Raw genomic sequence first — 25,096 nt, forward strand, 5'->3', positions numbered from 1 at the left:
AGAGCCTGTTCAGGCTCGCGAGGCTGGAGAACACATGATCTCACGGACGACAGCGACCGGTCTTGCGACCGCTCTCGGGCTTTTCGTACCGGGCGGGGCCGCGCAGGCGCATCCCCATGTTTTCGTCGAGGCGCGGTCGGAAGTCGTCTTCGATGCGGACCGCCGGGTCACCGGCATTCGCCATGTCTGGCAGTTCGACGAGGCCTTCACCGCTTTCGCGGTCCAGGGGCTGGACGCGGACGGCGACGGCAAGCTGACCCGCGAGGAGCTTCAGCCGCTTGCGCAGATCAACGTGGAATCGCTGGCCGAATATGACTTCTTCACCTATCTCCAGCGTGGCGACCAGGACATAGATTTTGGCGAGCCGGAGGAATACTGGCTTGATTTCTATGGCGGAAAGCTGACGCTCTTCTACACGTTGCCGCTTGCCCAGCCGCTCGTGATGGACGCCAGCAAGATCACGCTCGAGGTCTTCGATCCGACCTATTTCGTCGCCTTCGAGATGTCCCGCGACACGCCCTTCGAGATGGTTTCGGCGCCCGCAAATTGTACGCTCACCTTTACTCCGCCGCCGGAACTGGATCCGCAGACCGCCACGACGCTGGCCGCCATCCCGCAGGACCAGCGCGAGCCGTCGGCGGACCTGATGACGATCACCGAAACCCTGTCGAACACGGCGACCATCGCCTGCAAGTAGAAGGACTTCCGCCGATGTCGGGCCTCTCCCGTCCCGGACCTGTCATCTCGACCCGACACCCCGCCCGTCCGCGCCTGGCGGTCGCGTTGCTCGGTGCCGTCATTCTCGTTCTGGCCGGAGGGGCGGCGGTCGCCGCGCCCTCGCCCTTCGGTGTCGGCCTGCCGGAGACGACCATGACGCCGGGCGGCCCGTTTGCCGGCTTCTTTGCCTGGGTCGCGGCGCAGCAAACGGCGTTCTACGGCGCGCTGACCTCGGCCATCAAGGCGATGAAGGCGGACGGCACGGCCGGTATCTGGCTGATGGGCCTCTCCTTTGCCTATGGCGTCTTCCATGCCGCCGGCCCCGGACACGGCAAGGCGGTCATCTCGTCCTATATCGTTGCCAATGGCGAGACGCTCCGGCGCGGCGTGGTGCTGTCCTTCGTCTCGGCGATGGCCCAGGCGCTGACGGCGATCCTGCTCATCGGCGTCGCGGCCGTGATCCTGCGCATGACCTCCATCGCCATCACCGAGACGACACGCTGGTTCGAGTTGGGGTCCTATCTCGCCGTCACCCTGCTGGGCGTGGCCCTGGTCTGGCGCAAGATCATTCGCCCGCTCATTCCCGAGCGCCGGCCCCGGGCGCTTGGCGCGCAGGTCGCCTGCAGTCCGCTCGACAGCGTCTTTTCGGCCTCCGCCTCCGCCGCGACGACGTCGCCCGGCGTTTCAAGCTTTGGCGGTTCGGCAAGACCGGCCGGCGTCGGGCTGCGCCACCGCTCCATCGAGACGCCTGCGGTCGAGATCTGTCCGGACTGCGGCCGCTCTCATGCGCCCATGGCGCAGGAGATCACCGGGCCCATGTCGCTGACGCGCGCATGGTCGGTGATCCTGGCGGTCGGTCTGCGGCCCTGCACGGGCGCGCTGGTGGTGCTGGTCTTCGCCATGTCGCAGGGACTGTGGCTCGCGGGCGTCGGTGCGACCTTCGCAATGGCGCTCGGCACGGGACTGACCGTGTCGTTGCTGGCGACGCTGGCGGTGACCGCGAAAAGCGTGGCATTGCGGCTTGCCGGCGACGGCCGCGCGATGACGGTTCACCGCGTGGTGGAGGGGCTCGGCGCGCTTCTGGTTCTGTTCCTCGGGGCGACGCTCCTGATCGCCTCGCTTGGCTGGGGCTGACGTCAGGAGGCCGGCACTACGCCGTTTCGGCTGCCGCCGCGCGCCGCGCCGTCACCTGCTCGCGATGGATCACGTAGAGGCCGGCCCCGACGGTGAGCGAGATGCCCACGGCGGCAAGCCCGTCCGGCAGGTCGGCGAAGATCACCCAGCCGATCAGCGTGGCGAAGGGGATCTCAAGATACTGCATCGGCGCCAGGGTCGAGGCCGGCGCGAGGCGCAGCGACCACGTCATCATCAGGTGGGCGAGGGTGCCCAGCGTTCCGATGCCGAGCAGCAGCGCGAGCGTGCGCGGCTGCGTGGCAAGCGTCTCGAGCGCGCCCTGCAGGCCGCTTTCGAAGCCGAGCAGGCTTGCGCCCCAGATCGCGGGCGCCATGAGAACGACGGCGACAACGCCGCTTACGGCCTGAAGTGCGATCGGGTCCACGTCCTTGGCGACGTTGCGGGTTACCATCATGAACAGCGAGAAGGCGGCGGCCACCGCGAGCGGCAGCAGGGCCGGGGTGCCGACCTCGGCATAGTTGGGGCGGATGACCAGCAGCACGCCGACGAAACCGACGATGCAGGCGCCGAGCCGATAGGGGCCGACCTGCTCTCCCAGCACGAAGCGGCCGAGCAGCAGCATCATGAAAGGCATGACGAAGGCGATGGAGATCGCATCGGCCAGCGGCAGGAACCGCAGCGACAGGAACATGGCGCCGATGCCGATGATGTGCAGCAGCGTGCGCAGCACCGTCAGGCGCAGAATGCGCGGCGTCATGGCGAGCTTCAGCCGGGTTGCCCAGGCCAGCGGGATCAGGATGGCGACCTGGGCCATGAAGCGCGCAAGAACCATCAGCGCCAGCGGCAGGCTTTCGCCCAGGATCTTGGCGATGGAATCGCCGAGCGGCGCCAGAAGGCAGAAACCGAGCATGAAGATCATGCCGAGAAGGGGGCGGTCAGCGATCATCTTCTCGTCTTAAGGAAGAAACGCGCGAAAGGAAAGCGTCAAGGTTGCAATCAGGTTGTGGTCCGGTTGCACACGCACATGCGTGATCCCGCCGTGCCGCCGGTGCCGGAAGTCAGTCGCGCGAATGGCTCTGGTAAAGACGGTCAAAGGCCGAGAACACCTGGCTGGCCTCGCCGTCCTTCAGACCTTCGACCAGATTGATGCGCTTCGCGCCGAAGTCGATGTAGAGCGCATTGCCAATCTCCATCACCGCGGCCTGGGCCGACTTACCCTCGACGACCTTGCCGGCGTCGAGGTGATGGGTGCCGTATTCGGCGATGTCCTGATAGCGATAGCGTGTTTTGCCACGGATCACGCCGTCGGCGTCGAAGTCGAGGTTTGTCGTCCGGCGCCGTACCGCCAGAAGGTAGATCAGGAAGCCGGCCCCGATGGTTGCGAGCGCGAGGGGCACGAAGGCGTCCAGATGGCCGGTGAAGAGCGCGATGGCCGTTATTACCAGCAGGATGAGCGTGGCCGGAAGGCCGATCAGGAAGGCAAGAAAGTAGCGCCCCCGGCTGCGATGGCGCACGCTCAGGCGTGTCGCACCGGGCGTCTCCGTGATCTCGAAGACCTGATCAAGCTTCGCGTCCCGCACCATGGCGCTCTCCCTGTTGTGTCGCGCGGCGATCTCCTCGTGTCCGGGGTCGTTTTAGGCGATACCGGTCAACCAAAGATGAAGCCGCGTGGAGCAGGTCCAGGGCGTGGCCTTGCGATACGGGATCGGGCGGCTCGACGTCAGGCGGCGGGAACCGGCTCACCGTCGCGACCAAGCTCGATGGGCTCGCCGTGCGGGGTCGCGGCCGCCGCCCGGTGCCAGGCCTCGCGACGTGCCGCAAGGCGTTCCTCGCTCGTCACGTCGCGGGTCGTGACCATGCGTTCCAGCGCGGCAAGCCAGTGGCTGTAGTAGCTGTCGCCGCAGTCGGGATCGCCGGCGGCCTGCGCCTCGCGGATGGTTTCCGACAGGGTCGCGGCCCAGTCCGACCAGGAGAAGACGCCTTTTTCGTTGAGCGCGACGGCAAGCGCGAAGGCCCGTGCCTCCCAGGGTTCGCGAAATACGGGGCCGTCCGCGTCGCGCGGCAGGTCGGAGAAGAGGTCCTCGGGCGGATGGGCTGCGGCGGGGGTGTCAGGCCGGATCAAGATAGCTCTCCCAGAGATCGGCGCGCAGCGTGAGACCGGGTTCGGCATCGTCCCCCCAGACGTCGCGCCCGTCGAAGGCGATGCCATAGAGCCAGGTCGGGTTCTCGCCCTTGCCGGCCGCGTTGCTGTCGGGAAGCACATGGGTGCCGTGCACGGCCTCAACGGTGCCGACTTGGCCGCGCAGGTAGCGCGGAATGCGGGTGTGGCCCTGCGGATGCATGTTGCGGGCGCGCACCCGGTCGCCGACGGCGAAACGCGCGGGCGCCCGTGGCTCGCGATCCGCCGGACCGCCCCGGGCGAGCGCGGCGGCGACGTCGCCGGCGGCGAGAACACGCTTCACCGGGCGGCTTGTGCGCAGGCTGTGTCCGGCCTCGATTTCCTCGGCGGTGACGAGGTCACGCTCATCCAGGAGCTTCTCCAGGCCCGCGAGCCAGATCTCGTAGTAGGTGGAGGTCAGGTAGCGCGGCGGCGGCAGGCTTTCGCGGGCGAAGCGCGAGGCATCGAGGCTCCACTCGCCGGTCGCGCCCATGGCAAGGGTGATGGCGAGCGTGCGCTTTTCCCACTCGCCGTGGAACGGCGGTTCGTTCGCTTCCGGCACGACGGGACCGAAACCCATCATGCCGCCGAGATCCTGGGCGCCGTTCATGCCGCCTCTCCCTCGGCCAGCTGCCCGGGCGTGAGGGCGAGGCCGGTGCCGATCATGCTGTCGCGGGTGACGAGACGGGCAAGCTCCTCTTCGCTCCATCCCTCCGTCCCTTCAGGGCGCATGGGGATCACGAGATAGCGGACCTCGGCGGTGGAGTCCCACACGCGGATGTCGGTGCCCGAGGGCAGGGAGACGCCGAAGTCCGCGAGCACGCCGCGCGGGTCTCGTACCGCCTTGGCCCGATAGGGTGCCGACTTGTACCAGACCGGCGGCAGGCCGAGCACCGACCACGGGTAGCAGGAACACAGGGTGCAGACGACCATGTTGTGCCGCTCCGGCGTGTTCTCGACGGCGACCATGTGCTCGCCCTGGCGGCCGAAATACCCGAGAGAGCGGATCGCGGCGGTGGTGTCGGCGCGCAGCCAGTCGCGAAACTCCGGATCGCTCCAGGTGCGCGCGACGACATGGGCGCCGTTGTGCGGGCCGACCTTCGTTTCATAGGTCTCGATGAGGACGTCGAGGGCCGCCGGATCGACGTACCCTTTCTCGACGAGGATCGATTCCAGGGCGCGCACGCGGGCGTCGACCTCGGAAAGCTCCGAGCCGTGGTCGTGATCGTGGGAATGGTCATGGCCCATGGTGCGGCCTCCTTGTGGTCCTGGTTCAGCCCGCCGTCCGGGGCGACGGACCGGCTTCCATCCGCCCTCGCACCGCATCGCCGAAGGCGGCGAACAGGCGCGCGGACGCGGCATCGCTGCCGACCCAGTATTCGGGGTGCCACTGGGTGGCGAGTGCGAACCCGGGCGCCGCCTCGACCGAAACCGCCTCGATGGTGCCGTCCTCCGCCGTCGCCTCGACGGCGAGACCCTTCGCGAGCCGGCCGATGGCCTGGCGATGCAGCGAGTTCACCTCGATGCGGGCCTCGCCGAGAATGTCGGCAAGCCGCCCGCCGGGACGAACCTCGACATGGTGGGCAAGGGCGAAGCGCTGATCCTGCGTTTCCGCCTCCGGAGCGCGATGGTCGCGGCGCCCCTCGATTTCCTGGACCTCGCCGACGAGCGTGCCGCCGAGGGCGACATTGGTTTCCTGAAGGCCACGGCAGATGGCGAAGAAGGGAAGCCCGCGCTCCAGCGTGCGGCGGATCAGCGGCAGCGTGGTGGCATCGCGGCGGGTGTCGTAGGGACCGTTTCTTTCGCTCGCCTCGCCGCCGTAGAGCGAGGGGTGCACATTGGAGCGCGACCCGGTCATGAGCACGCCGTCGACGCGTTCGAGAACGGCGTCGATGTCGATGGCCGGGCCGAGAGAGGGCAGGAGCAGGGGAATGACGCCGGATCCCTGCACGAGCGCCTCGACATAGATGGATGTCGCCGCGTGCCAGGAATAGCCGTCGACCTCCTTGACGTCGCAACTGACGAGAACAACCGGTTTCGGCATGGAAGAGTGTCTCCTGCGGGGGGCGGTCGCCTTTTTACACGAGGGCGCGCCGGTTGCGAAGATGGGCGATCGTCCCGGGATTGTCCACCTGCGGGCGCGGTCAGGTTGTGGAGCCTAAAAATCTCGCGCGCCCTCCGGACGCGCTTGTTTCGACCCGCCATATGCGGTTTAACTCCAAGCTCAAAGTGCGTTTGAGGAAAAGGCACTTGTCGGAGCCGGCGTCACGCCGGCCGGGATGGAGAGTACAGTTTCGAGCCCCGTGCAGGCGGGGCCGTCAATCCCAAGGGAGGGGACACATGGATCGTCGTTCATTCATCAAGAAGGCAGGTCTGGCCGGTGTCGGCGCCGGCGCGGCCACGCTCGCGGCTCCGGCCATCGCGCAGGGCAACCAGACCTGGCGCATGGTCACGACCTGGCCGAAGAACTTCCCCGGTCTGGGCGTCGGCGCGCAGCGTCTGGCCGACCGCATCACCGCCGCCTCGGGCGGCCGCCTGACCATCCAGGTCTATTCCGCCGGTGAGCTGGTTCCGCCGCTGCAGTCGCTCGACGCGGTCATCGACGGCTCGGCCGAGATGAGCCACGGCGCCGCCTACTACTGGCAGAACAAGAGCCCGGCGCTCGCCTTCTTCACCGGCGTTCCCTACGGCATGACCTCGCGCGAGCTGACCGCGTGGGTGCGCTACATGGGCGGACAGGAGATCTGGGACGAGATCTACGACCAGTTCGGCGTGCAGGGCTTCCTCTCCGGCGACACGGGCACCCAGGCGGGTGGCTGGTTCCGCGAGGAGCTGACCGGCCTCGATTCGGTCAAGGGCCTGCGCTTCCGCACGCCGGGCCTCGGCGGCCGCGTGTGGGAGAAGCTTGGCGCCACGGTGACCAACATGGCCGCCGGCGAGATCTTCCAGGCGCTGCAGTCGGGCACGCTGGACGCGGCCGAGTTCGTCGGCCCGTACAACGACCTGGCGCTGGGCTTCTACCAGGTTGCCAAGAACTACTACTTCCCGAGCTTCGTGGAGCCGGGCCTGGCGACCGAGCTGGTGGTCAACAAGTCCAAGTACCAGGAACTGCCGTCCGACCTGCAGGCGATCGTCAAGGACGTGTGCCAGGCCGAGTACGATCAGGTGGCCTCGGACTTCTACGCCAACGATCCGCGCGCCCTGAAGACGCTGGTCGACGATCACGGCGTGATCGTTCGCGAGTTCCCGGCCGACATCATGGAAGCCGGTGCGAAGGCCGCCGAGGAGATCCTGGGCTCGCTGCGCGACTCCGACGATCCGCTGGTCAAGAAGACCACCGAGAGCTTCATCGAGTCGCTCAACATCCTGCGCACGCGCACGGAAGGCACCGACGGCGCCTTCGTCGAGGCCCGCAAGGCCTATTTCAAGATCTGAGGCGCGAGAGACGGCCCGGTCCGCGACATGCGGGCCGGGCCCCTGCCGCCGGGGCCTTCGGGACCCTGTCGTGACAAAAGAAAACCCCGGCCTCGCGGCCGGGGTTTTTTGTCTGGTCAGGAACGTTTCGCCCGATGGGCCACGCCCTAACTGTAGATCGCCCGCGGCAGCCAGGTCGCGATCTCGGGAAAGGCGAACATGATCGCGATCGCCACCATCTGCAGCACGACGAAGGGCAGAACGCCCTTGTAGATCATCGCCGTGGACACGTTGGGCGGCGCCACGCCGCGCAGGTAGAACAGGGCGAAGCCGAAGGGCGGCGTCAGGAACGAGGTCTGCAGGTTCACGCCCACCAGGATGCCGAGCCAGACCGGATCCACGTCGAGAGCCAGCAGGATCGGCGCGGTGATCGGGATCACGATGAAGATGATCTCGAACGTGTCCAGGATGAAGCCCAGCAGGAACATGATGAACATGACGACCGCGACGGCGGCGAGCGTGCCGCCGGGCAGGTTCGACAGGAACTCGTGCACCAGGTTGTCGCCGCCCATCAGGCGGAAGACGATGGAGAACACCGCCGCGCCGAACAGGATGATGAACACCATGCAGGTGATCGACGCCGTGGCGATCGCCGTCTCGCGCAGGATGGCGAAGGACAGCCTCCAGCGCAGGCCGGCGAGCACCAGCGCGCCGACCGCGCCGACCGAGGCCGCCTCCGTCGGGGTCGCGATGCCGCCGAGGATCGAGCCGAGCACGGCGAGGATCAGCAGCAGCGGGGGCACGAGCGCCGTCATGACCTCGCGGCCGAGATGGGCGCGTTCCTCCGGCGGAACCGGCGTTGCCGGGCAGCTCTTGGGGTCGGCGATCGCCTTGAAGATCGTCCAGGCCATGTAGAGGCCGACGAGCAGCAGGCCCGGCAGGATGGCGCCGGCGAAGAGGTCGCCCACGGACACGGGAACGGGCGCGAAGTTGCCCTTCGACATCTGCACCTGGGCGTTGATGCCCGAGAGCATGTCGCCCATGAAGATCAGCACCGTGGAAGGCGGAATGATCTGGCCGAGCGTGCCGGAGGCGCAGATGACGCCCGTCGCGAGCTTCGGGTCGTAGTTGGCCCTGAGCATCGCCGGCAGCGAGATCAGGCCCATGGTGACCACCGTCGCGCCGACGACACCGGTGGAGGCCGCCAGCAGGGCGCCCACCACGATCACCGACATGCCGAGGCCGCCGCGCATGTTGCCGAACAGCTTGCCCATAGTCAGGAGAAGCTGCTCGGCGATCTTCGAGCGCTCGAGCATCACGCCCATGAAGATGAACAGCGGCACGGCGACCAGGACCTCGTTGGTCATGTAGCCGATGTAGCGGTTGGCCAGGCTGCCGAAGTTGGAGGGATCGAAGACACCGAACCACATGCCGGCCAGCCCGAACAGCAGCGACACGCCGGAAAGCGTGAAGGCAACCGGAAAGCCGAACAGCAGGAAGCCGATGATGCCGAAGAACATGAGCCCCGAGAGAAGCTCGCCAATGAAAACGGGATCCATCAGGCGTCCGCCTCCCCCTTGGACTTGAGCTCGCCGTCATAGCGAAGGTGCGGCGGAAGCAGGTCCTCCCGGCCTCCCAGCACGAGAATGGAGCGTGCCACCATGGCGATGCCCTGCAGCGCAAGCAGCACGGCGAACCCGATGATGAAGGACTTCAGCACGAACAGCCCGGGCATGCCGCCGACGTTGGCCGACGCCTCGTGCAGCCGCCAGGAGCGGGCCACGAAGGACCAGGCGTAGTAGACGACCACATAGGTGAAGGGCAGCAGGAGCAGCAGCACACCGAACAGGTCGATGACCGCCTTCTTCCGCGTGCTGGCGGGGCGGTAGAAGATGTCGACGCGCACATGGTCGTTGCGCATCAGCGCGAAGCCGGCCACGGCGGTGAACATGGCACCGTTCAGCCAGATGTAGAGGTCCTGCATCCACACGAAGCTGATGGCGAAGACGTACCGCTGAACGACGACCGTGAAACAGACCAGAACGATGGCCAGAGACAGCCAGGAAAACACGTTTCCGATCAGCGAGTTTAATCCACTTATGAAGCGGACGACAAGGGCGAGCGCGCGCACGGGCCTATCCTCCCCGGCACGCGGCGCGCCGCGCTTTTACGAACTGCATTGGATACCCTCTCGATTGAACCCGGTTCCCCCCGGCGACATTCGTGCCGCTCCAGACCGCGTTCCGCCCTTATTGTTGACGGCCCGTTGCTTAGCAGTTTTGGCCGCGATGCAAAAGCAATCGCGCCGATGGGCACGCAGGTTTCGGCCGCATGACGTTGCGGGAGCACGGTGGCGGGCTTTCCTGTGAGGCGTTTTCATTTGACGCATAGGGGCTTGGGGGCCGAACCTGCGGGAAAGGCGGACGTCACGGGAGGCGCGTCCGCGGGAGGGAAACGACACATGACACGCAATGCGGTCACGCTTGACGACAAATACGATCTGACGAAGGAGCGGGTGTTCCTGTCCGGAACCCAGGCGCTGATCCGGCTGACGCTCATGCAGAAGGCGCGCGATCGGGCGGAGGGGCTGGACACGGCCGGTTACGTCTCCGGATATCGCGGCAGTCCGCTGGGTGCGCTCGACCAGCAGTTCCAGAAGGCGGCCCGGGTGCTGACGCCCGAGAACGTCATTTTCCGTCCGGCGATCAACGAGGATCTCGCGGCGACCGCCCTTTGGGGGACGCAGCAGGCGCAGATGCGCGGCGAGGGCCGCCATGACGGCGTCTTCGGCATCTGGTACGGCAAGGGCCCCGGCGTCGACCGCTCGGGCGATGCGTTCCGCCACGCCAATCTGGCGGGCACCTCGCCGCATGGGGGCGTGCTGGCGCTGATGGGCGACGACCACACCTGCGAAAGCTCGACCACCGCGCACCAGTCCGAGTTCGCGCTGGTGGACGCCATGATGCCGATCCTCAACCCCGCCGGCGTGCAGGAGATTCTCGACTTCGGTCTCTTCGGCTGGGCTCTGTCTCGCTATGCGGGTGTCTGGACCGGGCTCAAGCTGGTCAAGGACAACGTGGAATCGACCGCCTCCATCGACGGGCGGATCGACCGGGTGCGGCCCGTCCTGCCCGCCTTCGCCTTTCCGCCCGGCGGCGTGCACATCCGTCCCGCCGACCATCCGCTCGACCAGGAGGCGCGCCTCCACGAAGTGAAGCTGCCGGCCGCGCGCGCCTTTATCGACGCCAATCCGCTCGACCACGTGATCCTGTCCGGCGGGCGGGAGCCGCGCGTCGGCGTCATTTCCACCGGCAAGAGCTATCTCGACGTGATCGAGGCGCTGGACATGCTGGGCATCGACGAGGTGGCGGCGGCCGATCTCGGCCTGGCGCTGCTCAAGGTCGGTTGCACCTGGCCCGTCTCGGCACAGCGCATCCGCGCCTTCACCAGCGGGCTCGAGCTGGTGATGGTGGTGGAGGAAAAGCGCGGGCTGATCGAGCCGCAGGTGAAGGAGCTTCTCTACGGCAGCGCCAATGCGCCCGCGATCATCGGCAAGGCGGATGAGGAAGGCGCGACGCTGTTTCGCGCGCCCGGTGCCCTGGAGCCGGTGCAGGTGGCGCTGGAACTCGGTCGCAGGCTTCTGGCGCGACGCCCGAACGAACGGCTCGCCGCAAGGGTCCAGGAGCTGGAGCGTCGCCGCCACCGGCTCATGGAGATCACCGACGTTGCCGTGCGCAGTCCCTATTTCTGCGCCGGCTGCCCGCATAATTCCTCCACGCGCGTACCCGAGGGCAGCCGCGCCTATGCCGGCATCGGCTGTCACTACATGGCCCAGTGGATGGACCGGTCCACCGAGGGCTACACGCAGATGGGCGGCGAGGGCGCCAACTGGATCGGCGAGGCGTCCTTCTCGAAGACCGGCCACGTGTTCCAGAACCTGGGCGATGGAACCTACAACCACTCCGGAGCGCTGGCGATCCGCGCGGCCCATGCCGCCGGCGTCAACATCACCTACAAGATCCTCTACAACGACGCGGTCGCCATGACCGGCGGCCAGGCCCATGACGGCGGCCTGACCGTCGACGAGATCGCCCGGCAGGTCGCGGCGGAGGGCGCGCGCCGTGTCGTCGTGGTCACCGACGAGCCGGGCAAGTATCCGGTCGCCACCAACTGGCCGGAAGGCACCTCGATCCACCATCGTGACGACCTCATCGAGGTGGAAAAGGATCTCGCGCGCGAGGAGGGGCTCACCGTTCTCCTCTACGACCAGACCTGTGCGGCGGAGAAGCGCCGCCGGCGCAAGCGGGGCCGCTTCCCGGATCCGGACGAGCGGATCCTCGTCAACGAACTCGTGTGCGAGGGCTGCGGCGACTGCGGCAAGCAGTCGAACTGTGTCGCCGTGCAGCCGGTCGAGACCGAATGGGGACGCAAGCGGCGTATCGACCAGTCCGCGTGCAACAAGGATTTTTCCTGCCTCAAGGGCTTCTGTCCGTCCTTCGTCAGCGTGAAGGGCGGCGTGCTCCGGGGGCGTGCGACGACCCCGCCGCCGGCGCCGTCCGTGCCCGAGCCGGAGATCGCGCAGCTCTCGCGCATCCATGGCGTGATGATCACCGGCGTGGGCGGCACCGGTGTCGTCACCGTCGGCGCGGTGATCGGCATGGCGGCCCATCTCGACGGGCTGGGCTGCGGCATCATCGACATGGCCGGTCTTGCCCAGAAGGGCGGGGCGGTGACGAGCCACCTCAAGCTCGCGCCGCGCCCGGAAGACATTTCCGCGATCCGCGTCGGGCCCGGTGGCGCCGATCTCGTGCTCGGCTGTGACATCGTCGTTGCCGGATCGGCCAAGGTTCTCGCGGCCATGCGCCCCGGCGAGACGCTGGCGGTCATCAACACCCACGAGACGCTTCCCGGCGACTTCGCGCGCAATCCGGACTTCACCCTGCCCGGACGGCGTCTGGTGTCCGAAATCGGCAAGGCGGCCGGTGAGGGGCGGGCGCATTTCCTCGACGCGACGGAGATCGCCGAGGCGCTGTTCGGCGATGCCATCGCCGCCAACATGTTCCTGCTCGGCCACGCGTGGCAGTCGGGGGGCCTGCCGCTGACGCTCGAGGCGATCACCGAAGCGATCCGGCTCAACAAGGTGTCGGTGGACATGAACATGGCCGCCTTCTCCTGGGGGCGGGTCGCCGCGGCGGACTCGGCCGCGCTTGAGCGGGTGCTTGCCGCCGCCGGAGCGGGGGAGGAACTTCCCCATCGCCGACCTTCCGCCACGCTTGCCGAGACGATCGAGCGGCGCGAGGCGTTCCTGGCCGCGTATCAGGATGCGGCCTACGCGCGGCGGTACCGTGAGCGTCTTGCCCGTCTTCAGGCCCGGGCCGAGGGGCTTGGCGAGGACGGCAGGGACCTCGTCGCGACGGTGGCGCGCGAACTCTTCCGCATGATGGCGATCAAGGACGAGTACGAGGTCGCCCGCCTTTTCACCGGCGAGGCGTTCGAGGCGCAGGTGAAGGAGACCTTCGAGCATCACGAGCGGCTCGAGTTCCACCTTGCACCGCCGATCCTGTCACGCACGGACGCACGCACGGGCCGGCCGGCGAAGCGGCGCTTCGGACCCTGGGTGCTGCCGTTGTTCAGGCTGCTTGCCCGGATGAAGGGGCTGCGTGGAACCGCGTTCGATCTCTTCGGCCGTACCGCCGAGCGACGGATGGAGCGGCAGCTCCGCGACGACTACGAGGCGCTTGTCGACGAGGTCGCGGCCGGCCTCACGAAGGCGAACCTCGCGGCGGCGCGGGATCTTCTCGCCTTTTCGGAGACGGTGCGCGGTTTCGGTCCGGTGCGCGAGGCCTCGGTGCGCGTGGCGCGCGCCCGGCTGCCCGGCCTGCGCAAGGCCTGGCAGTCGGGGGCGCCGGCCCGCGAGATGGAGGCGGCTGAGTAGCGCCGGCGGGAGGGCGCTCAGAACACCAGCGAGCGGTGAACCTGCGCGCCCGTCCAGGCGCCGTCTCCGACGGCGAGGCTGACCGAATGGGGAAAGCGGGCGAGATCCCCGCAGGCGAAACAGCCGGCGAGGCTCGTCTGGCGCGTGTCGTCTGCGCGGATCATCCGGCCCATCGGCGTCTCGTCGTGCACAAGGTCGAGTATCTCGCCGACCGGTGTTGCCGGGGCCGTCACGGGAGCGACGAAGATCCCGGCGAAGGTCATGCGGCGGCCGTCGACGAGGATCACGTCGGCCGTTCCCTCCAGACGTTCGACCGGCACGTCCTCGACCGTCGCGCCGCGTGCGGCGAGTTCAGCCCGGTTCTCGCCGGTGAGGTCGATGCTGGCGTTGGTGAAGAAGGTTGTCGGCCCCCACTCGGGCAGGAACAGGCCCTGATGCAGGGAGGTCTGGCCGGTTGCGATGACGGCGACGGGTCCCTTGTCCAGTTCGTAGCCGTGGCAGTAGGGGCAGTGGAAAGCCGACCGGCCCCAGCGCTCGGCAAGGCCCGGCAGGTCCGGCAAGGTGTCGGCGACGCCGGTGGCCAGGATCAGGCGGCGCGCGCTGTGCCGGCCGCCGGCGGCGGTCGTCACCGTGAAGTCGTCCTGCGTGCCGGAGGCGCCGGTCACGCGATCCTCGACCCATGAAAGCGTCGGGTAGGCTTCAAGCTGCCGGCGGGCGGTCGCAGCGATCGCGGCCGGATTTTCCCCGTCGAATCCGAGGAAGCCGTGCGAGTGGTCGGCGAAGCGGTTGCGGCGTTCTCCCGCATCGATCACGAGCACGTCGCGGCGGGCGCGCAGGAGCTGGAGGGCGGCGGCCATTCCGGCATAGCCACCCCCGACAACAATCACGTCATGGGGCATGGGGTCAGGTCTCCCGGTTTCGCCAGAGGGCGTGCCGGCGCGCGAAGTCGGCGGCAAGGTCGGCGAGGGTCACGTCGGCAAAACGCGCCAGCAGCAGCTCTTCCGCCTCGGCGAAGGCATCATCGAGCGCGGCATTCACCGCCTGCTCGACAAGGCATTCCGGCGTTTCGTGCCGGTTACCGATGGCAAAGATCGCCGGTTCCCCGAGCGCCTCGTGCAGGTCCCGCAGGGAGACGCCGGCCAGGTCCACGGCGATCCTCCATCCGCCCGAGGGGCCGCGCGAGGAGGTCACGAGACCGCGTTCGCGCAAGAGCCCCATCGTGCGGCGCACTACGACCGGGTTGGTCCGCATGCAGCAGGCGAGCTCGTCGGAGGTCATGGGGGCATCCTGTTCCGCCATGTGAAGGAGGGCGTGCAGGACGGAGGAGAGGCGGCTGTCGCGTTTCATGTAACTTCAATTATTACGATTCGCCGCGCAACGCAATCCGCCCGTTCGCTTCGCGGCCGCTCTCCCGTACAGGCTCGCGGTTTGACTACGCCGCCCATGTGCGGATGATATGAGACGGATGTCGGCTCAAGCCTGTGCGGAGACGGCGGAATGACCTGTTTCAAGATGCTGATGGTTTGCCTTGCGCTGGTCGCCCTTCCGCTTTCCCAGGCCGGTGCGCATGGCGGCGGGTGCCGCAAGGACAGTCCTCCCGGCAAGTGCTGTCACGCGGGATCGAAACCCTATCACTGTCACTGAGAGGCCGGCTCAGCCGGTCCACTCGACCGCGCTGGTGAGCATGTAGCCCGAGCCATAGACCGTGCGGATCAGCGACGGCCCGCCTTCGCTCGTGAGCTTCTTGCGCAGACGCGAGATGCGCACGTCGATGGCCCGGTCGAGCGTGTCGTCACGCCCGCCGTGTTCGAGCAGGTGGTCGCGCGAGAGCACGCGCTTGGGCGCGCGCAGGAGAGCGGCAAGGAGCGTGGCCTCGCCGGTGGAGAGGAAGCTCTCCTCTCCGTGCGGCGCGACGAGACGGTGGGAATCGGGCTCGAACGTCCAGCCGGAAAAGCGGGCCACCTCGCGGCGCGGCTCGCTCTCGGCCGCCGGTGCGGCCCGGCGCAGAAGCGAGCGCACCCGCGCCACGATCTCGCGCGGGTCGAAGGGTTTCACCACATAGTCGTCGGCGCCGAACTCGAGCCCCATGATCCGGTCCGAGGCGTGGGCGCGCGCGGACAGCACGAGAATCGGCACCGGCCCGGTGGCACGGATGCGGTTGATGACCTCGAGCCCGTCCATGTCGGGAAGGCCGAGGTCGAGAATCACCGCGGCGGGCGTTTCGAGACCGATGGCCGCGAGCGCCGCGTCGGCGGTGGCGAAGCTGGCGCTGCGGAACCGGTAGGCGCCGAGCGTGTCGGCAAGCAGCGCGCGGATCTCTGCTTCGTCCTCGACGATGAAGACGAGGGGATCGCGCGTGATCGGCTCGGGCGGCGGGGCGTGCCGGGGCGGTGCTGGATGGTTCATGAGGACAGGATCTCGCTCATGGTCCGGGCAAGCAAGCCGGTGGTGAAGGGTTTTGCCAGAACGGGCCAGGCCGGGGGCGCCTCCGACGCCGTGCCTTCCCGGTAACCGCTCATCAGGGCGATGGGCAGATCCGGTCGCCGGTTGCCGATCGCCTCGGCGAGCGCCAGTCCGCTGGACTGCCCGGGCATCACGATGTCGCTCAGCACGGCGCGAATGTCGGCGATCTGGGTGACGAGATCGAGGGCGTCGTCGGCCTCTCCGGTGACGAGAACCGCGTAGCCAAGGGCGCAGAGCTGTTCGCGCACCACGTCGGCGACGTCGGGCTCGTCCTCGACCAGAAGGATCAGTTCGCCGGCGCCACGCGGGGCGTCCGCGCATTCATGCGGATCGCCGGTGGCGTCCTCGTCCCGGGAGAGGGGGAGGAACAGGGCTACCGTCGTGCCGTGCCCGGGGCGGCTTTCCACGGTCGCGCAACCGCCCGCGCGCCGGGCGAAACCGTAGACGGTGGGAAGGCCGAGGCCGCTGCCCGTGCCGAAGGGCTTCGTCGAGAAGAAGGGATCGAAGGCCTGCCGGCGCACGTCCTCGCTCATGCCGTGGCCGGTGTCCTTCACGCGGATGCGGGCATAGGGGCCCGGCACGAGGCCGAGCGGTTCCGCATCGGCGGCGGCGATTTCCGTCTCGTCCAGGACGAGCGAGATGTTTCCGCCGTCCGGGCTTGCGTCGCGGGCGTTGAGCACGAGGTTGACGAGGGCGTTTTCCAGCTCCGCCGGGTCGACACGGGCGACCGGATCGCGTTCGCCAACAGTGACGGAGAGCGTCAGCCCGCGCGGCAGGGAGCCGGAGAGAAGCCCCTCCATCCCCGACAGCAGCGAGGACAGCCGCACGGGGCGGGCGTCGCTCGCCTCGCCGCGGGCGAAGGCGAGCAGACGGCGGGTGAGTTCGGCGCCGCGCTGCGCGGCCTGGAGGATCGGGTCGATGTGGCCCGAAAGGTCCGGCATCGCGGGGGCGTCCGTCTTTCTTCGCAGCGCCAGCACATTGCCGATGATGATGGTCAGCAGGTTGTTGAAGTCATGGGCGAGACCGCCGGAGAGCTGACCGACCGCCTCCATGCGCCGGGCCTGGGCAAGGGCGGCCTCCGAGCGCTTGTGCTCGGTCACGTCGAGGGAAAGCACGAAGCAGCCGAGCGTGCGCCCGTCCAGCGTGCGGTCGGGAATGAGGGTGGAGCGCATGTGCGCGACGCGCCCGCCGGCGCGCGTTCGCGTGTACTCGTAGGACACCGCCTTGCCCTCGAAGGCGCGCATGATATGCGGCTCCAGCTCGGGATAGAGCGCGGGGCCGATGATGTCGGCCACGGGGCGTCCGACCATGGATTCCACGGTCTGGTCGAACCATTTCGCATATCGGCGATTGGCGAATCGATAGACCGGGCCGGGACCGACATAAGCCACGAGCGCGGGAACATTGTCGGTGACGAGTCGCAGCCAGTCCTCGCTCTGGCGAAGCTGGCGCGTGCGTTCGGCGACGGTGCGTTCCAGGTTCGCCTGCTGTTCGCGCTCGCGGGTGATGTCGGTATAGGTGGTGACGAATCCGCCGCTTGGAAGCGGGGCGCCGGTGACCAGCACGACCTGTCCGTCGGGACGCACGCGCTCGAAGGAATGGGGTTCGAAGAGGGCCGCGCGCTCCACCCGCCGCGCGACAAGTTCGGCGACATCGCCGGGGCCGTACTCGCCGCGCGCGGCATTGACCTCGAGAAAGGCCGAAAGCGGCGCGCCGCGCCGGGCGAGGTGGAGGGGAAACTCCAGCATCTCGAACAATTGCCGGTTCCACGCGACAAGCTGCAACTGCGCGTCGAAAACGGAAAAGCCCTGGTTGATGTGGTCCAGCGCCGCCTGAAGAAGGTCCAGGCGCTCGCGCTCGAGATCGCCACTTTCCATGCGGCGATCTTATTGCAGGCGCGCGCCGTGTCGAACGAAAACCGTCGCCGGGGCGAATCCGGCCGCCTGAAACAATTGCGACACGTTTCGCACATATTGGCGCAACGTCGCTCTCCTAGCGTTCCCTTAACGCAAGAACAACGTCAATCACCCGGCGGAGCCTACGCTGCGTCATGCACTTGCCGGCGGGTGGCGACGGTGGTCAGATAAGCGTCGGCCAAAGAGCCGGTCGGCAAATGCCGAAATGACGAGACCCCGAACAACCGGGGCTCCAGAGGGGAAGAAACGCAATGGCAGGGTCGCCCGTCGCCGGCAGCGCCGGCGAGGACACCTTTCCGAAGATTCTTTTGCGCAATGCCCGTGTCCTTTCGGACCGTCCGGCCATGCGCGAGAAGGATCTCGGAATCTGGCAGGTGTGGACATGGGTGGAGGTGCTGGAGGAAATCCGCTCCTTCGCCATCGGTCTCCAGGACATCGGCTTCGCGCCCGGCGACAGGATCGCCATCATCGGGGCAAACCGTCCGAGGCTGTACTGGTCGATGGTCGCCGCGCAGTCGCTGGGAGGCGTGCCGGTTCCGCTCTACGCGGACTCCGTCGCGGAAGAGATGGCCTTCGTGCTCGAACACGCGGAGGTGCGCTTCGCCTGCGTCGAGGATCAGGAGCAGGTCGACAAGGTCGTCTCCATGTCGGAGAACCTGCCCCGGCTCGAGCAGGTGATCTACGACGACCCGCGTGGCCTGCGCGACTACGACCACACGAAGCTGCATTCCTTCGAGGCCATGCAGGGCAAGGGGCGCGCGGCATTGGCCGCCGACCCTGCCCGCGAGACCGCGTGGCTCTCGTCGATCGAGGGCACGAGCGGCGCCGACATCGCCGTCATGCTCTACACGTCCGGCACCACGGGGCGCCCCAAGGGCGTCATGCTGTCCTTCGACAATCTGGTGAAATCGGCGCGCAACGGCAACGCCTTCGACGGTCTCGACGAGACCGAGGAAACGCTCGCCTATCTGCCGATGGCCTGGATCGGCGACCACGTCTTTTCGCTCGCGCAGGCCTATACCGCCGGATATTGCGTCAACTGCCCGGAAAGCCTGGAGACGGTGCTTTCCGACCGCCGCGAGATTGCGCCGACCTATTTCTTCGCCCCTCCGCGCGTCTTCGAGGGGCTGCTGACCCTCATCATGGTGCGCATGGAAGACGCCGGACGGCTCAAGAAGCGCATGTTCGACTACTTCATGGGCGTGGCCCGGCGCGCGGGCGAGAAGATCCTGAACGGCGAAAGCGTGCCCGCGAAGGACCGGCTGCTCTATGCGCTCGGCGAGATCCTGGTCTACGGCCCGCTGAAGAACCAGATGGGCTTTACCCGCCTGAAGGTCGGCTATACCGCCGGCGAGGCGATCGGGCCGGAGATCTTCCGCTTCTACCGCTCGCTGGGGCTCAACCTGAAGCAGCTCTACGGCCAGACGGAAGCCAGCGTCTACATCACCATGCAGCCCGACGGCGAGATCTACGGCGACACGGTCGGCAAGCCCGCGCCCGAGGTCGAGCTGAGGATCGCCGAGAACGGTGAGGTGCTCTACCGCTCGCCCGGCGTCTTCGTCGGCTACTACAAGAACGACGAGGCCACCCGCTCCACCAAGACAGAGGACGGGTGGGTGCTGACCGGTGACGCCGGCTTCATCACCGACACGGGCCACCTCAAGATCATCGACCGCGCCAAGGACGTGGGCAAGCTCTCCGACGGATCGCTCTTCGCGCCGAAATACATCGAGAACAAGCTCAAGTTTTTCCCCAACATCAAGGAAGTGGTGGCGTTTGGCGACGGTCGCGAGTTCTGCGGCGTGTTCGTCAACATCGACCTGACGGCGGTCGGATCCTGGGCGGAGCGCAACAACGTCAATTATGCGTCCTACCAGGAGCTGGCCGCGCACCCGCATGTCTACGAGATGATGCGCGAGCACGTGGACCAGGTGAACCGGGACCTTGCCCTTGAGCCGATGATGGCCGGCGCGCAGATCAGGCGTTTCCTGGTGCTGCACAAGGAGCTCGACGCGGACGACGGCGAGCTCACGCGCACGCAGAAGGTGCGGCGCTCGTTCATCGCCGAGCGGTATGCGCCGCTGATCGAGGCGCTCTACGACGGGTCCACGTCCAAGCACGTGCGCACCGAGGTCACCTTCGAGGACGGCCGCAAGGGCGGCATCGAGGCGACGGTCGAGATCGTCGACATGCCGGTTCATCCGGCCGCGTCCGGCGGGATGAAGGAGGCTGCCGAATGAATGCCCTTGTCGATCCGGCCGTCACGACCGGTCACTCCGGCGTCGCGCCCGGCGAGGTGCTGCTCGCGGTGGACGGCGTCTCGCTTTCCTTCGGCGGCGTGAAGGCGATCACCAACATTTCCTTCGACATCCGCAAGGGGGAAGTGCGCGCCATCATCGGCCCGAACGGGGCCGGCAAGACCTCCATGCTCAACGTCATCAACGGCTTCTACCACCCGCAGGAGGGTACGATCTCCTGGCGCGGGCAGGTGCGGCGCAAGATGAAGCCCTATGAGGCGGCGAGCAACGGCATCGCCCGCACGTTCCAGAACGTGGCGCTCTTCAAGGGCATGACCACGCTGGACAACATCATGACCGGCCGCGGGCTGCGCATGAACAGGGGCTTCTTCTGGCAGTGCCTGCACTGGGGGCCGGCGCTGGCGGAGGAGAAGGCGCATCGCCGCCGGGTCGAGGAGATCATCGATTTCCTCGAGATCCAGGCGATCCGCAAGACGCCGGTGGGGCGCCTGCCCTACGGCCTGCAGAAACGGGTGGAACTGGCCCGCGCGCTGGCGATGGAGCCGGAGCTTCTGCTGCTCGACGAGCCGATGGCGGGCATGAACCTCGAGGAGAAGGAGGACATGAGCCGCTTCATCCTCGACGTGAACCAGCAATTCGGCACGACGATCGCGCTGATCGAACACGACATGGGCGTGGTCATGGACCTGTCCGACCGCGTTGTGGTGCTCGACTACGGGCGAAAGATCGCCGACGGACCTCCCGAGGAGGTGCAGGCGAGCCAGGACGTCATCGACGCCTATCTTGGCGTTCCGCACGGCGATTGAGGGGAAGAGACGATGTCGTTCCTGATCGAGACAATTCTTTCCGGCCTGATGGCGGGCGTCATGTATTCGCTCGTGGCGCTCGGCTTCGTGCTGATCTTCAAGGCGTCGGGCATCTTCAACTTCGCGCAGGGCGTGATGTGCCTGTTCGCGGCGCTGACCTTCGCCGGCATCATGGAAAAGACCGGCGTGCCCTGGCCCATCGCCTTCGTGCTCACCATCGGCGTCATGGTGGTCGTTGCCTGGGCGGTGGAGCGGCTGGTTCTGCGCCATCTGGTCAACCAGGAGCCGATCATCCTGTTCATGGCGACCATCGGGCTCGCCTATGTGCTGGAGGGTATCGGCGACATCGTGTGGGGCTCCGACGTGAAGGTGCTCGACATCGGCCTGCCCTCGGGTGCGTCCGACTGGCTGCTCGACACCTACAACATCTACCTCGACAAGCTGGAGGTCTTCGCGGCCCTCATCGCCGCCCTGCTGGTGGGCGTGCTCGCCATCTTCTTCCAGAAGACACGCATCGGCCGGGCGCTGAGGGCGGTGGCGGACGACCACCAGGCGGCGCTTTCGGTCGGCATCTCGCTGCAGACGATCTGGGTGATCGTGTGGTCCGTCGCGGGCTTCGTGGCGCTGGTCGCCGGCACGCTGTGGGGCGTGAAGTCCGGTGTGCAGTTCTCGCTGTCGCTGATTGCGCTCAAGGCGCTGCCGGTTCTCATCCTGGGTGGCTTCACCTCGATCCCCGGCGCCATCGTCGGCGGGCTCATCATCGGCGTGGGCGAGAAGCTCGCCGAAATCTACGTCGGCCCCATGGTGGGCGGAGCCATCGAGAACTGGTTCGCCTACATGCTCGCCCTCGCCTTCCTGCTGGTGCGCCCGCAGGGGCTGTTCGGCGAACGCATCATCGAGCGCGTCTGACGCACGGTCGTCCTTTCGAAGGGATTGAAGCACAATGTTCTATCGTGAAGCCGGCCAGTTCAAGACGACCTACGAGGCCGACCAGGCAATCTTTCCCATCGCCCAGGACCGCTGGGCGGTGGCGGCGTTCGCCGCCGTTGCCTTCCTCGTCGTTCCCTTTTTCATCGACGACTACTGGGCCAACGCGGTGCTGCTGCCGCTGCTGATCTACGGAATGGCCGCGCTTGGGCTCAACATCCTGGTCGGCTACTGCGGCCAGATCTCGCTGGGAACCGGCGGTTTCATGGCGGTGGGGGCCTATGCGACCTACAAGCTGATGACCGCCTTTCCCGGTCTCGACATGTCGATCGTGGTGGTGCTTTCGGGCGCCATCACCGCCGGCGTCGGCGTGGTGTTCGGCCTGCCGTCCCTGCGCATCAAGGGCTTCTATCTCGCGGTGGCGACCCTTGCCGCGCAGTTCTTCCTCGTGTGGCTCTTCAACAAGTTCGGCTGGTTCTACAACTACTCGGCGACGGGGCAGATCACCGCGCCGGAGCGTACGATCTTCGGTCTTGCACTGACGGGACCCAACGCCCTGCCGGCGGTGAAGTATCTCTTCTGCCTGACGTTCCTGACGGTGTTCGCGCTGGTGGCGAAGAACCTGGTGCGCGGGCGCATCGGCCGCAACTGGATGGCCATCCGCGACATGGACATCGCCGCCGAACTGATCGGCGTGCGCCCGCTGCTGACCAAGCTGTCGGCCTTCGCGGTGTCGTCCTTCTATATCGGAATGGCGGGTTCGCTCCTCTTCGCCGTCTATCTCGGCGCGGTGGAGGTCGGCGAGGTGTTCGGCATCAACGTCTCCTTCCTCGTGCTCTTCATGGTCATCATCGGCGGGCTCGGCTCGATCGCCGGCTCCTTCATGGGCGCCGCGTTCCTGGTGCTGCTGCCGATCTTCCTGAAGAACTTCATGGTCGACGGTCTCGGCGTGCTGCCGACCATGGCCAAGCACGTGGAAATCACGCTCATGGGCCTTCTCATCATCTTCTTCCTGATCGTCGAGCCGCATGGCCTCGCGCGGCTGTGGCAGATCGCCAAGGAGAAGCTGAGGATGTGGCCCTTCCCCTACTGAGGCGGCGAACAAACAGACGCGACAGGCGCAGCCCGTCCGCCCAGAAACTGCCAGAGGTCTTTGTTCCAAGGGAGGAAACGACATGAGACTGAAGCATATAGCCGCGGGTCTCGCCGCGCTTGCCGCCGCCGCGACGGCGACGGCCGGCCCGGCGGCGTCCTACGAACTGACGATTCCCTCGCTCGCCTACCGCACTGGCCCCTACGCGCCGGGCGGCATTCCCTTCGCCAACGGCTATGCCGACTATTTCACGCTGCTCAACGAGCGTGACGGGGGCATCGAGGGCGCGCGGATCAATTTCATCGAGTGCGAGACGGCCTACAACACGCAGCAGGGCGTGGAGTGCTACGAGAACACCAAGGGCCAGGGCGAAAGCGGCGCGCTCGTCTACCAGCCGCTGTCGACCGGCATCACCTATCAGCTCATCCCGAAGGTGACCGCGGACGAGATCCCGCTCTTCACCATGGGCTACGGGCGCACCTCGGCCGCCAACGGCAAGGTGTTCCCCTGGGTGTTCAACTTCCCGTCCACCTACTGGGACGCGGCGTCGGGCATGGTGAGCTACGCCGGCTCGGTCGAGGGCGGCATGGACAAGCTCTCTGGCAAGACCATCGCGCTCGTCTACCACAACTCCGCCTACGGCAAGGAGCCGATCCGCACGCTCGAGGGGCTCGCCGCCAAGCACGGCTTCAAGCTCGAGCTGCTGCCGGTCGATCATCCGGGCCAGGAGCAGAAGGCCACCTGGCTGCAGATCCGCCGCATGCAGCCCGACTGGGTGCTGATGTGGGGCTGGGGCGTGATGAACCAGGTCGCCATCAAGGAGGCCGCCTCGATCCGCTATCCGATGGACCGTTTCATCGGCAACTGGTGGGCCGGCTCCGAGCATGACGTGCTTCCGGCGGGCGAGGGGGCCGACGGCTACCTGTCGGCCACGTTCCACGCGCCGGGCGGCAACTTCGCCATGCACGACGACATCCGCAAGTACGTCTATGACGCGGGCAAGGGTGCGGGCGAGCGCGAGCGCGTCGGCGAGGTTCTCTACAACCGCGGCATGATCGCGGCGGTGTGGACGGCCGAGGCGATCCGCAAGGCGATCGAGATCAAGGGCTCCAACGAGATCGTGGGCAAGGACCTGCGCGAAGGGTTCGAGGCGCTCAGCGTCGACGAGGCCCGGCTCGCCCAGCTCGGCCTGGCGGACTTCACCTTCCCGGTGAAGATCGACTGCGCCACCCATTCCAACCCGGGCACCGTGCTGATCCAGCAGTGGAACGCCAAGGACCAGACCTGGAAGGTGGTGGCCACCGGCATCGAGCCCGACCGCGAGATCATCGATCCCCTCATCGAGGAGGATTCGATGGCCTACGCCAAGGAAAACAACATCACCCCGCGGACGTGCGAGTGATCGCCTGAGCGACCACCGCGTCTGAAGGGAGGAGACCTGGAATGAGCGAGACAGCCGCCGCAGCCCCGATCCTGTCGGTCAACAATATCGAGGTGATCTACAATCACGTCATCCTGGTGTTGAAGGGGGTCTCGCTCACCGTGCCCGAGGGGGGCGTCGTCGCCCTCCTCGGTGCCAACGGAGCCGGAAAGACGACGACGCTCAAGGCGATCTCGAACCTGCTCGGGGCCGAGCGGGGCGACGTCACCAAGGGCTCCATCGTCTTCAAGGGCGAACAGGTGCAGGCGCTGTCGCCCAACGATCTGGTGAAGCGCGGCTGCATCCAGGTGATGGAGGGCCGCCACTGCTTCGGCCATCTCACCATCGAGGAGAACCTTCTGACCGGCGCCTACACCCGGCGCGACGGATCGGCCGCCGTGCGGGCCGACCTCGAGAAGGTCTATGCCTATTTCCCGCGCCTGAAGGAGCGCCGCACCAGCCAGGCGGGCTACACCTCCGGCGGCGAGCAGCAGATGTGCGCCATCGGCCGGGCGCTGATGAGCCGGCCGAGCATGATCCTGCTCGACGAGCCGTCCATGGGCCTCGCGCCCCAGCTTGTCGAGGAGATCTTCGAGATCGTGCGTGAGCTGAACCAGAAGGAGGGCGTGTCCTTCCTGCTGGCCGAGCAGAACACCAATGTCGCCCTGCGCTATGCCACCTACGGCTACATCCTGGAGGCCGGGCGCATCGTCCTCGACGGCGAGGCGAGCGCGCTGCGCAACAACGAGGACGTGAGGGAATTCTACCTCGGCGTGGGCGGCGAGGGACGCAAGTCATTCCGCAACGTGAAGCACTACAAGCGGCGCAAGCGCTGGCTGGCGTGAGGCCGCCGGT

23 protein-coding genes are annotated in these 25,096 nt (G+C 67.2%); 11 read left to right on the forward strand and 12 right to left on the reverse strand.

Going from position 1 to position 25,096, the window contains the following annotated elements:
• Positions 1–34 precede the first annotated feature (34 nt).
• Both ACYX4S_RS00330 and ACYX4S_RS00335 read left to right on the forward strand, forming a co-directional pair.
• Positions 35–697 (forward strand): DUF1007 family protein, encoded by a 663-nt coding sequence (locus ACYX4S_RS00330; RefSeq protein WP_476361462.1) that lies wholly within the window; start codon positions 35–37, stop codon positions 695–697.
• A 14-nt stretch (positions 698–711) separates the two neighbouring features.
• Positions 712–1,851, forward strand: a complete 1,140-nt coding sequence (locus ACYX4S_RS00335; RefSeq protein WP_476361463.1) for a nickel/cobalt transporter — start codon at positions 712–714, stop codon at positions 1,849–1,851.
• Positions 1,852–1,867: 16 nt separating this feature from the next.
• On the opposite strand, the gene ACYX4S_RS00340 is transcribed toward ACYX4S_RS00335, so the two are convergent.
• The 6 genes from ACYX4S_RS00340 to ACYX4S_RS00365 all read right to left on the reverse strand — a co-directional run bounded on the left by ACYX4S_RS00340 (position 1,868) and on the right by ACYX4S_RS00365 (position 6,053).
• The gene (locus ACYX4S_RS00340; protein WP_476361464.1) at positions 1,868–2,797 is read right to left on the reverse strand and encodes a DMT family transporter; all 930 of its coding nucleotides are present in this window, start codon (positions 2,795–2,797) and stop codon (positions 1,868–1,870) included.
• A gap of 112 nt (positions 2,798–2,909) precedes the next feature.
• On the reverse strand, positions 2,910–3,434 hold the full coding sequence (locus tag ACYX4S_RS00345) for a hypothetical protein (RefSeq protein ID WP_476361465.1): 525 nt from the start codon (positions 3,432–3,434) through the stop codon (positions 2,910–2,912).
• Between the two features lie 137 nt (positions 3,435–3,571).
• Complete coding sequence (locus ACYX4S_RS00350) at positions 3,572–3,973, reverse strand: nitrile hydratase accessory protein (RefSeq protein ID WP_476361466.1); 402 nt, start codon at positions 3,971–3,973, stop codon at positions 3,572–3,574.
• A complete protein-coding gene (gene nthB / locus ACYX4S_RS00355) occupies positions 3,960–4,619 on the reverse strand; it encodes a nitrile hydratase subunit beta (protein WP_476361467.1) in 660 nt (219 codons plus the stop codon). The genes ACYX4S_RS00350 and nthB overlap by 14 nt, the downstream gene beginning before the upstream one ends.
• Positions 4,616–5,257, reverse strand: coding sequence for a nitrile hydratase subunit alpha (nthA, locus tag ACYX4S_RS00360; protein ID WP_476361468.1), 642 nt, complete (start codon positions 5,255–5,257; stop codon positions 4,616–4,618). Before nthA ends, nthB begins: the two co-directional genes overlap by 4 nt.
• 25 nt (positions 5,258–5,282) lie before the next feature.
• Positions 5,283–6,053, reverse strand: coding sequence for a gamma-glutamyl-gamma-aminobutyrate hydrolase family protein (locus ACYX4S_RS00365; RefSeq protein WP_476361469.1), 771 nt, complete (start codon positions 6,051–6,053; stop codon positions 5,283–5,285).
• A 296-nt stretch (positions 6,054–6,349) separates the two neighbouring features.
• Here ACYX4S_RS00365 and ACYX4S_RS00370 point away from each other — a divergent pair, with 296 nt between their 5' ends.
• On the forward strand, positions 6,350–7,444 hold the full coding sequence (locus ACYX4S_RS00370) for a TRAP transporter substrate-binding protein (RefSeq protein WP_422069961.1): 1,095 nt from the start codon (positions 6,350–6,352) through the stop codon (positions 7,442–7,444).
• A 146-nt stretch (positions 7,445–7,590) separates the two neighbouring features.
• Here the strand turns inward: ACYX4S_RS00370 and ACYX4S_RS00375 are convergent, their stop codons facing one another.
• On the reverse strand, positions 7,591–8,982 hold the full coding sequence (locus tag ACYX4S_RS00375) for a TRAP transporter large permease (RefSeq protein WP_293722719.1): 1,392 nt from the start codon (positions 8,980–8,982) through the stop codon (positions 7,591–7,593).
• Positions 8,982–9,554: a TRAP transporter small permease subunit gene (locus ACYX4S_RS00380; RefSeq protein WP_293722721.1), complete on the reverse strand. Its 573-nt coding sequence runs from the start codon at positions 9,552–9,554 to the stop codon at positions 8,982–8,984. Before ACYX4S_RS00380 ends, ACYX4S_RS00375 begins: the two co-directional genes overlap by 1 nt.
• A 330-nt stretch (positions 9,555–9,884) precedes the next feature.
• Here ACYX4S_RS00380 and ACYX4S_RS00385 point away from each other — a divergent pair, with 330 nt between their 5' ends.
• Complete coding sequence (locus ACYX4S_RS00385; protein ID WP_476361470.1) at positions 9,885–13,358, forward strand: indolepyruvate ferredoxin oxidoreductase family protein; 3,474 nt, start codon at positions 9,885–9,887, stop codon at positions 13,356–13,358.
• A gap of 17 nt (positions 13,359–13,375) precedes the next feature.
• Here the strand turns inward: ACYX4S_RS00385 and ACYX4S_RS00390 are convergent, their stop codons facing one another.
• Positions 13,376–14,257: an NAD(P)/FAD-dependent oxidoreductase gene (locus tag ACYX4S_RS00390; protein WP_476361471.1), complete on the reverse strand. Its 882-nt coding sequence runs from the start codon at positions 14,255–14,257 to the stop codon at positions 13,376–13,378.
• 4 nt (positions 14,258–14,261) lie between these two features.
• The gene (locus ACYX4S_RS00395) at positions 14,262–14,705 is read right to left on the reverse strand and encodes an RrF2 family transcriptional regulator (RefSeq protein WP_476361472.1); all 444 of its coding nucleotides are present in this window, start codon (positions 14,703–14,705) and stop codon (positions 14,262–14,264) included.
• 150 nt (positions 14,706–14,855) lie between these two features.
• Between ACYX4S_RS00395 and ACYX4S_RS00400 the strand changes: the two genes are divergently transcribed.
• Complete coding sequence (locus ACYX4S_RS00400; protein WP_293722728.1) at positions 14,856–15,002, forward strand: hypothetical protein; 147 nt, start codon at positions 14,856–14,858, stop codon at positions 15,000–15,002.
• A 9-nt stretch (positions 15,003–15,011) separates the two neighbouring features.
• On the opposite strand, the gene ACYX4S_RS00405 is transcribed toward ACYX4S_RS00400, so the two are convergent.
• Complete coding sequence (locus ACYX4S_RS00405; RefSeq protein WP_422069957.1) at positions 15,012–15,764, reverse strand: response regulator transcription factor; 753 nt, start codon at positions 15,762–15,764, stop codon at positions 15,012–15,014.
• Positions 15,761–17,698, reverse strand: a complete 1,938-nt coding sequence (locus tag ACYX4S_RS00410; RefSeq protein WP_476361473.1) for a PAS-domain containing protein — start codon at positions 17,696–17,698, stop codon at positions 15,761–15,763. The genes ACYX4S_RS00405 and ACYX4S_RS00410 overlap by 4 nt, the downstream gene beginning before the upstream one ends.
• Positions 17,699–17,988: 290 nt before the next feature.
• Between ACYX4S_RS00410 and ACYX4S_RS00415 the strand changes: the two genes are divergently transcribed.
• The 6 genes from ACYX4S_RS00415 to ACYX4S_RS00440 all read left to right on the forward strand — a co-directional run bounded on the left by ACYX4S_RS00415 (position 17,989) and on the right by ACYX4S_RS00440 (position 25,086).
• Complete coding sequence (locus ACYX4S_RS00415; RefSeq protein ID WP_476361474.1) at positions 17,989–19,977, forward strand: AMP-binding protein; 1,989 nt, start codon at positions 17,989–17,991, stop codon at positions 19,975–19,977.
• Positions 19,974–20,801: an ABC transporter ATP-binding protein gene (locus tag ACYX4S_RS00420; protein ID WP_422069954.1), complete on the forward strand. Its 828-nt coding sequence runs from the start codon at positions 19,974–19,976 to the stop codon at positions 20,799–20,801. Before ACYX4S_RS00415 ends, ACYX4S_RS00420 begins: the two co-directional genes overlap by 4 nt.
• 12 nt (positions 20,802–20,813) lie before the next feature.
• Complete coding sequence (locus ACYX4S_RS00425; RefSeq protein WP_422069953.1) at positions 20,814–21,710, forward strand: branched-chain amino acid ABC transporter permease; 897 nt, start codon at positions 20,814–20,816, stop codon at positions 21,708–21,710.
• A 34-nt stretch (positions 21,711–21,744) separates the two neighbouring features.
• Complete coding sequence (locus ACYX4S_RS00430) at positions 21,745–22,821, forward strand: branched-chain amino acid ABC transporter permease (protein WP_293722738.1); 1,077 nt, start codon at positions 21,745–21,747, stop codon at positions 22,819–22,821.
• Between the two features lie 82 nt (positions 22,822–22,903).
• On the forward strand, positions 22,904–24,223 hold the full coding sequence (locus ACYX4S_RS00435) for an ABC transporter substrate-binding protein (RefSeq protein ID WP_293722740.1): 1,320 nt from the start codon (positions 22,904–22,906) through the stop codon (positions 24,221–24,223).
• A gap of 41 nt (positions 24,224–24,264) precedes the next feature.
• Positions 24,265–25,086, forward strand: a complete 822-nt coding sequence (locus tag ACYX4S_RS00440; protein ID WP_476361475.1) for an ABC transporter ATP-binding protein — start codon at positions 24,265–24,267, stop codon at positions 25,084–25,086.
• Positions 25,087–25,096 lie beyond the last annotated feature (10 nt).

This window comes from Stappia sp. ABD4_338 (assembly GCF_056312175.1).

What these genes read in the sequence shown, in the direction of transcription:
- ACYX4S_RS00435 (WP_293722740.1), top strand. Translation starts at nt 22,904, where the DNA reads ATGAGACTGAAGCATATAGCCGCGGGTCTCGCCGCGCTTGCCGCCGCC.
- ACYX4S_RS00440 (WP_476361475.1), top strand. Translation starts at nt 24,265, where the DNA reads ATGAGCGAGACAGCCGCCGCAGCCCCGATCCTGTCGGTCAACAATATC.
- ACYX4S_RS00330 (WP_476361462.1), top strand. Translation starts at nt 35, where the DNA reads ATGATCTCACGGACGACAGCGACCGGTCTTGCGACCGCTCTCGGGCTT.
- ACYX4S_RS00415 (WP_476361474.1), top strand. Translation starts at nt 17,989, where the DNA reads ATGGCAGGGTCGCCCGTCGCCGGCAGCGCCGGCGAGGACACCTTTCCG.
- ACYX4S_RS00400 (WP_293722728.1), top strand. Translation starts at nt 14,856, where the DNA reads ATGACCTGTTTCAAGATGCTGATGGTTTGCCTTGCGCTGGTCGCCCTT.
- ACYX4S_RS00335 (WP_476361463.1), top strand. Translation starts at nt 712, where the DNA reads ATGTCGGGCCTCTCCCGTCCCGGACCTGTCATCTCGACCCGACACCCC.
- nthB (WP_476361467.1), bottom strand. Translation starts at nt 4,619, where the DNA reads ATGAACGGCGCCCAGGATCTCGGCGGCATGATGGGTTTCGGTCCCGTC.
- ACYX4S_RS00430 (WP_293722738.1), top strand. Translation starts at nt 21,745, where the DNA reads ATGTTCTATCGTGAAGCCGGCCAGTTCAAGACGACCTACGAGGCCGAC.
- ACYX4S_RS00340 (WP_476361464.1), bottom strand. Translation starts at nt 2,797, where the DNA reads ATGATCGCTGACCGCCCCCTTCTCGGCATGATCTTCATGCTCGGTTTC.
- nthA (WP_476361468.1), bottom strand. Translation starts at nt 5,257, where the DNA reads ATGGGCCATGACCATTCCCACGATCACGACCACGGCTCGGAGCTTTCC.
- ACYX4S_RS00370 (WP_422069961.1), top strand. Translation starts at nt 6,350, where the DNA reads ATGGATCGTCGTTCATTCATCAAGAAGGCAGGTCTGGCCGGTGTCGGC.
- ACYX4S_RS00375 (WP_293722719.1), bottom strand. Translation starts at nt 8,982, where the DNA reads ATGGATCCCGTTTTCATTGGCGAGCTTCTCTCGGGGCTCATGTTCTTC.
- ACYX4S_RS00395 (WP_476361472.1), bottom strand. Translation starts at nt 14,705, where the DNA reads ATGAAACGCGACAGCCGCCTCTCCTCCGTCCTGCACGCCCTCCTTCAC.
- ACYX4S_RS00390 (WP_476361471.1), bottom strand. Translation starts at nt 14,257, where the DNA reads ATGCCCCATGACGTGATTGTTGTCGGGGGTGGCTATGCCGGAATGGCC.
- ACYX4S_RS00425 (WP_422069953.1), top strand. Translation starts at nt 20,814, where the DNA reads ATGTCGTTCCTGATCGAGACAATTCTTTCCGGCCTGATGGCGGGCGTC.
- ACYX4S_RS00385 (WP_476361470.1), top strand. Translation starts at nt 9,885, where the DNA reads ATGACACGCAATGCGGTCACGCTTGACGACAAATACGATCTGACGAAG.
- ACYX4S_RS00410 (WP_476361473.1), bottom strand. Translation starts at nt 17,698, where the DNA reads ATGGAAAGTGGCGATCTCGAGCGCGAGCGCCTGGACCTTCTTCAGGCG.
- ACYX4S_RS00345 (WP_476361465.1), bottom strand. Translation starts at nt 3,434, where the DNA reads ATGGTGCGGGACGCGAAGCTTGATCAGGTCTTCGAGATCACGGAGACG.
- ACYX4S_RS00365 (WP_476361469.1), bottom strand. Translation starts at nt 6,053, where the DNA reads ATGCCGAAACCGGTTGTTCTCGTCAGTTGCGACGTCAAGGAGGTCGAC.
- ACYX4S_RS00405 (WP_422069957.1), bottom strand. Translation starts at nt 15,764, where the DNA reads ATGAACCATCCAGCACCGCCCCGGCACGCCCCGCCGCCCGAGCCGATC.
- ACYX4S_RS00420 (WP_422069954.1), top strand. Translation starts at nt 19,974, where the DNA reads ATGAATGCCCTTGTCGATCCGGCCGTCACGACCGGTCACTCCGGCGTC.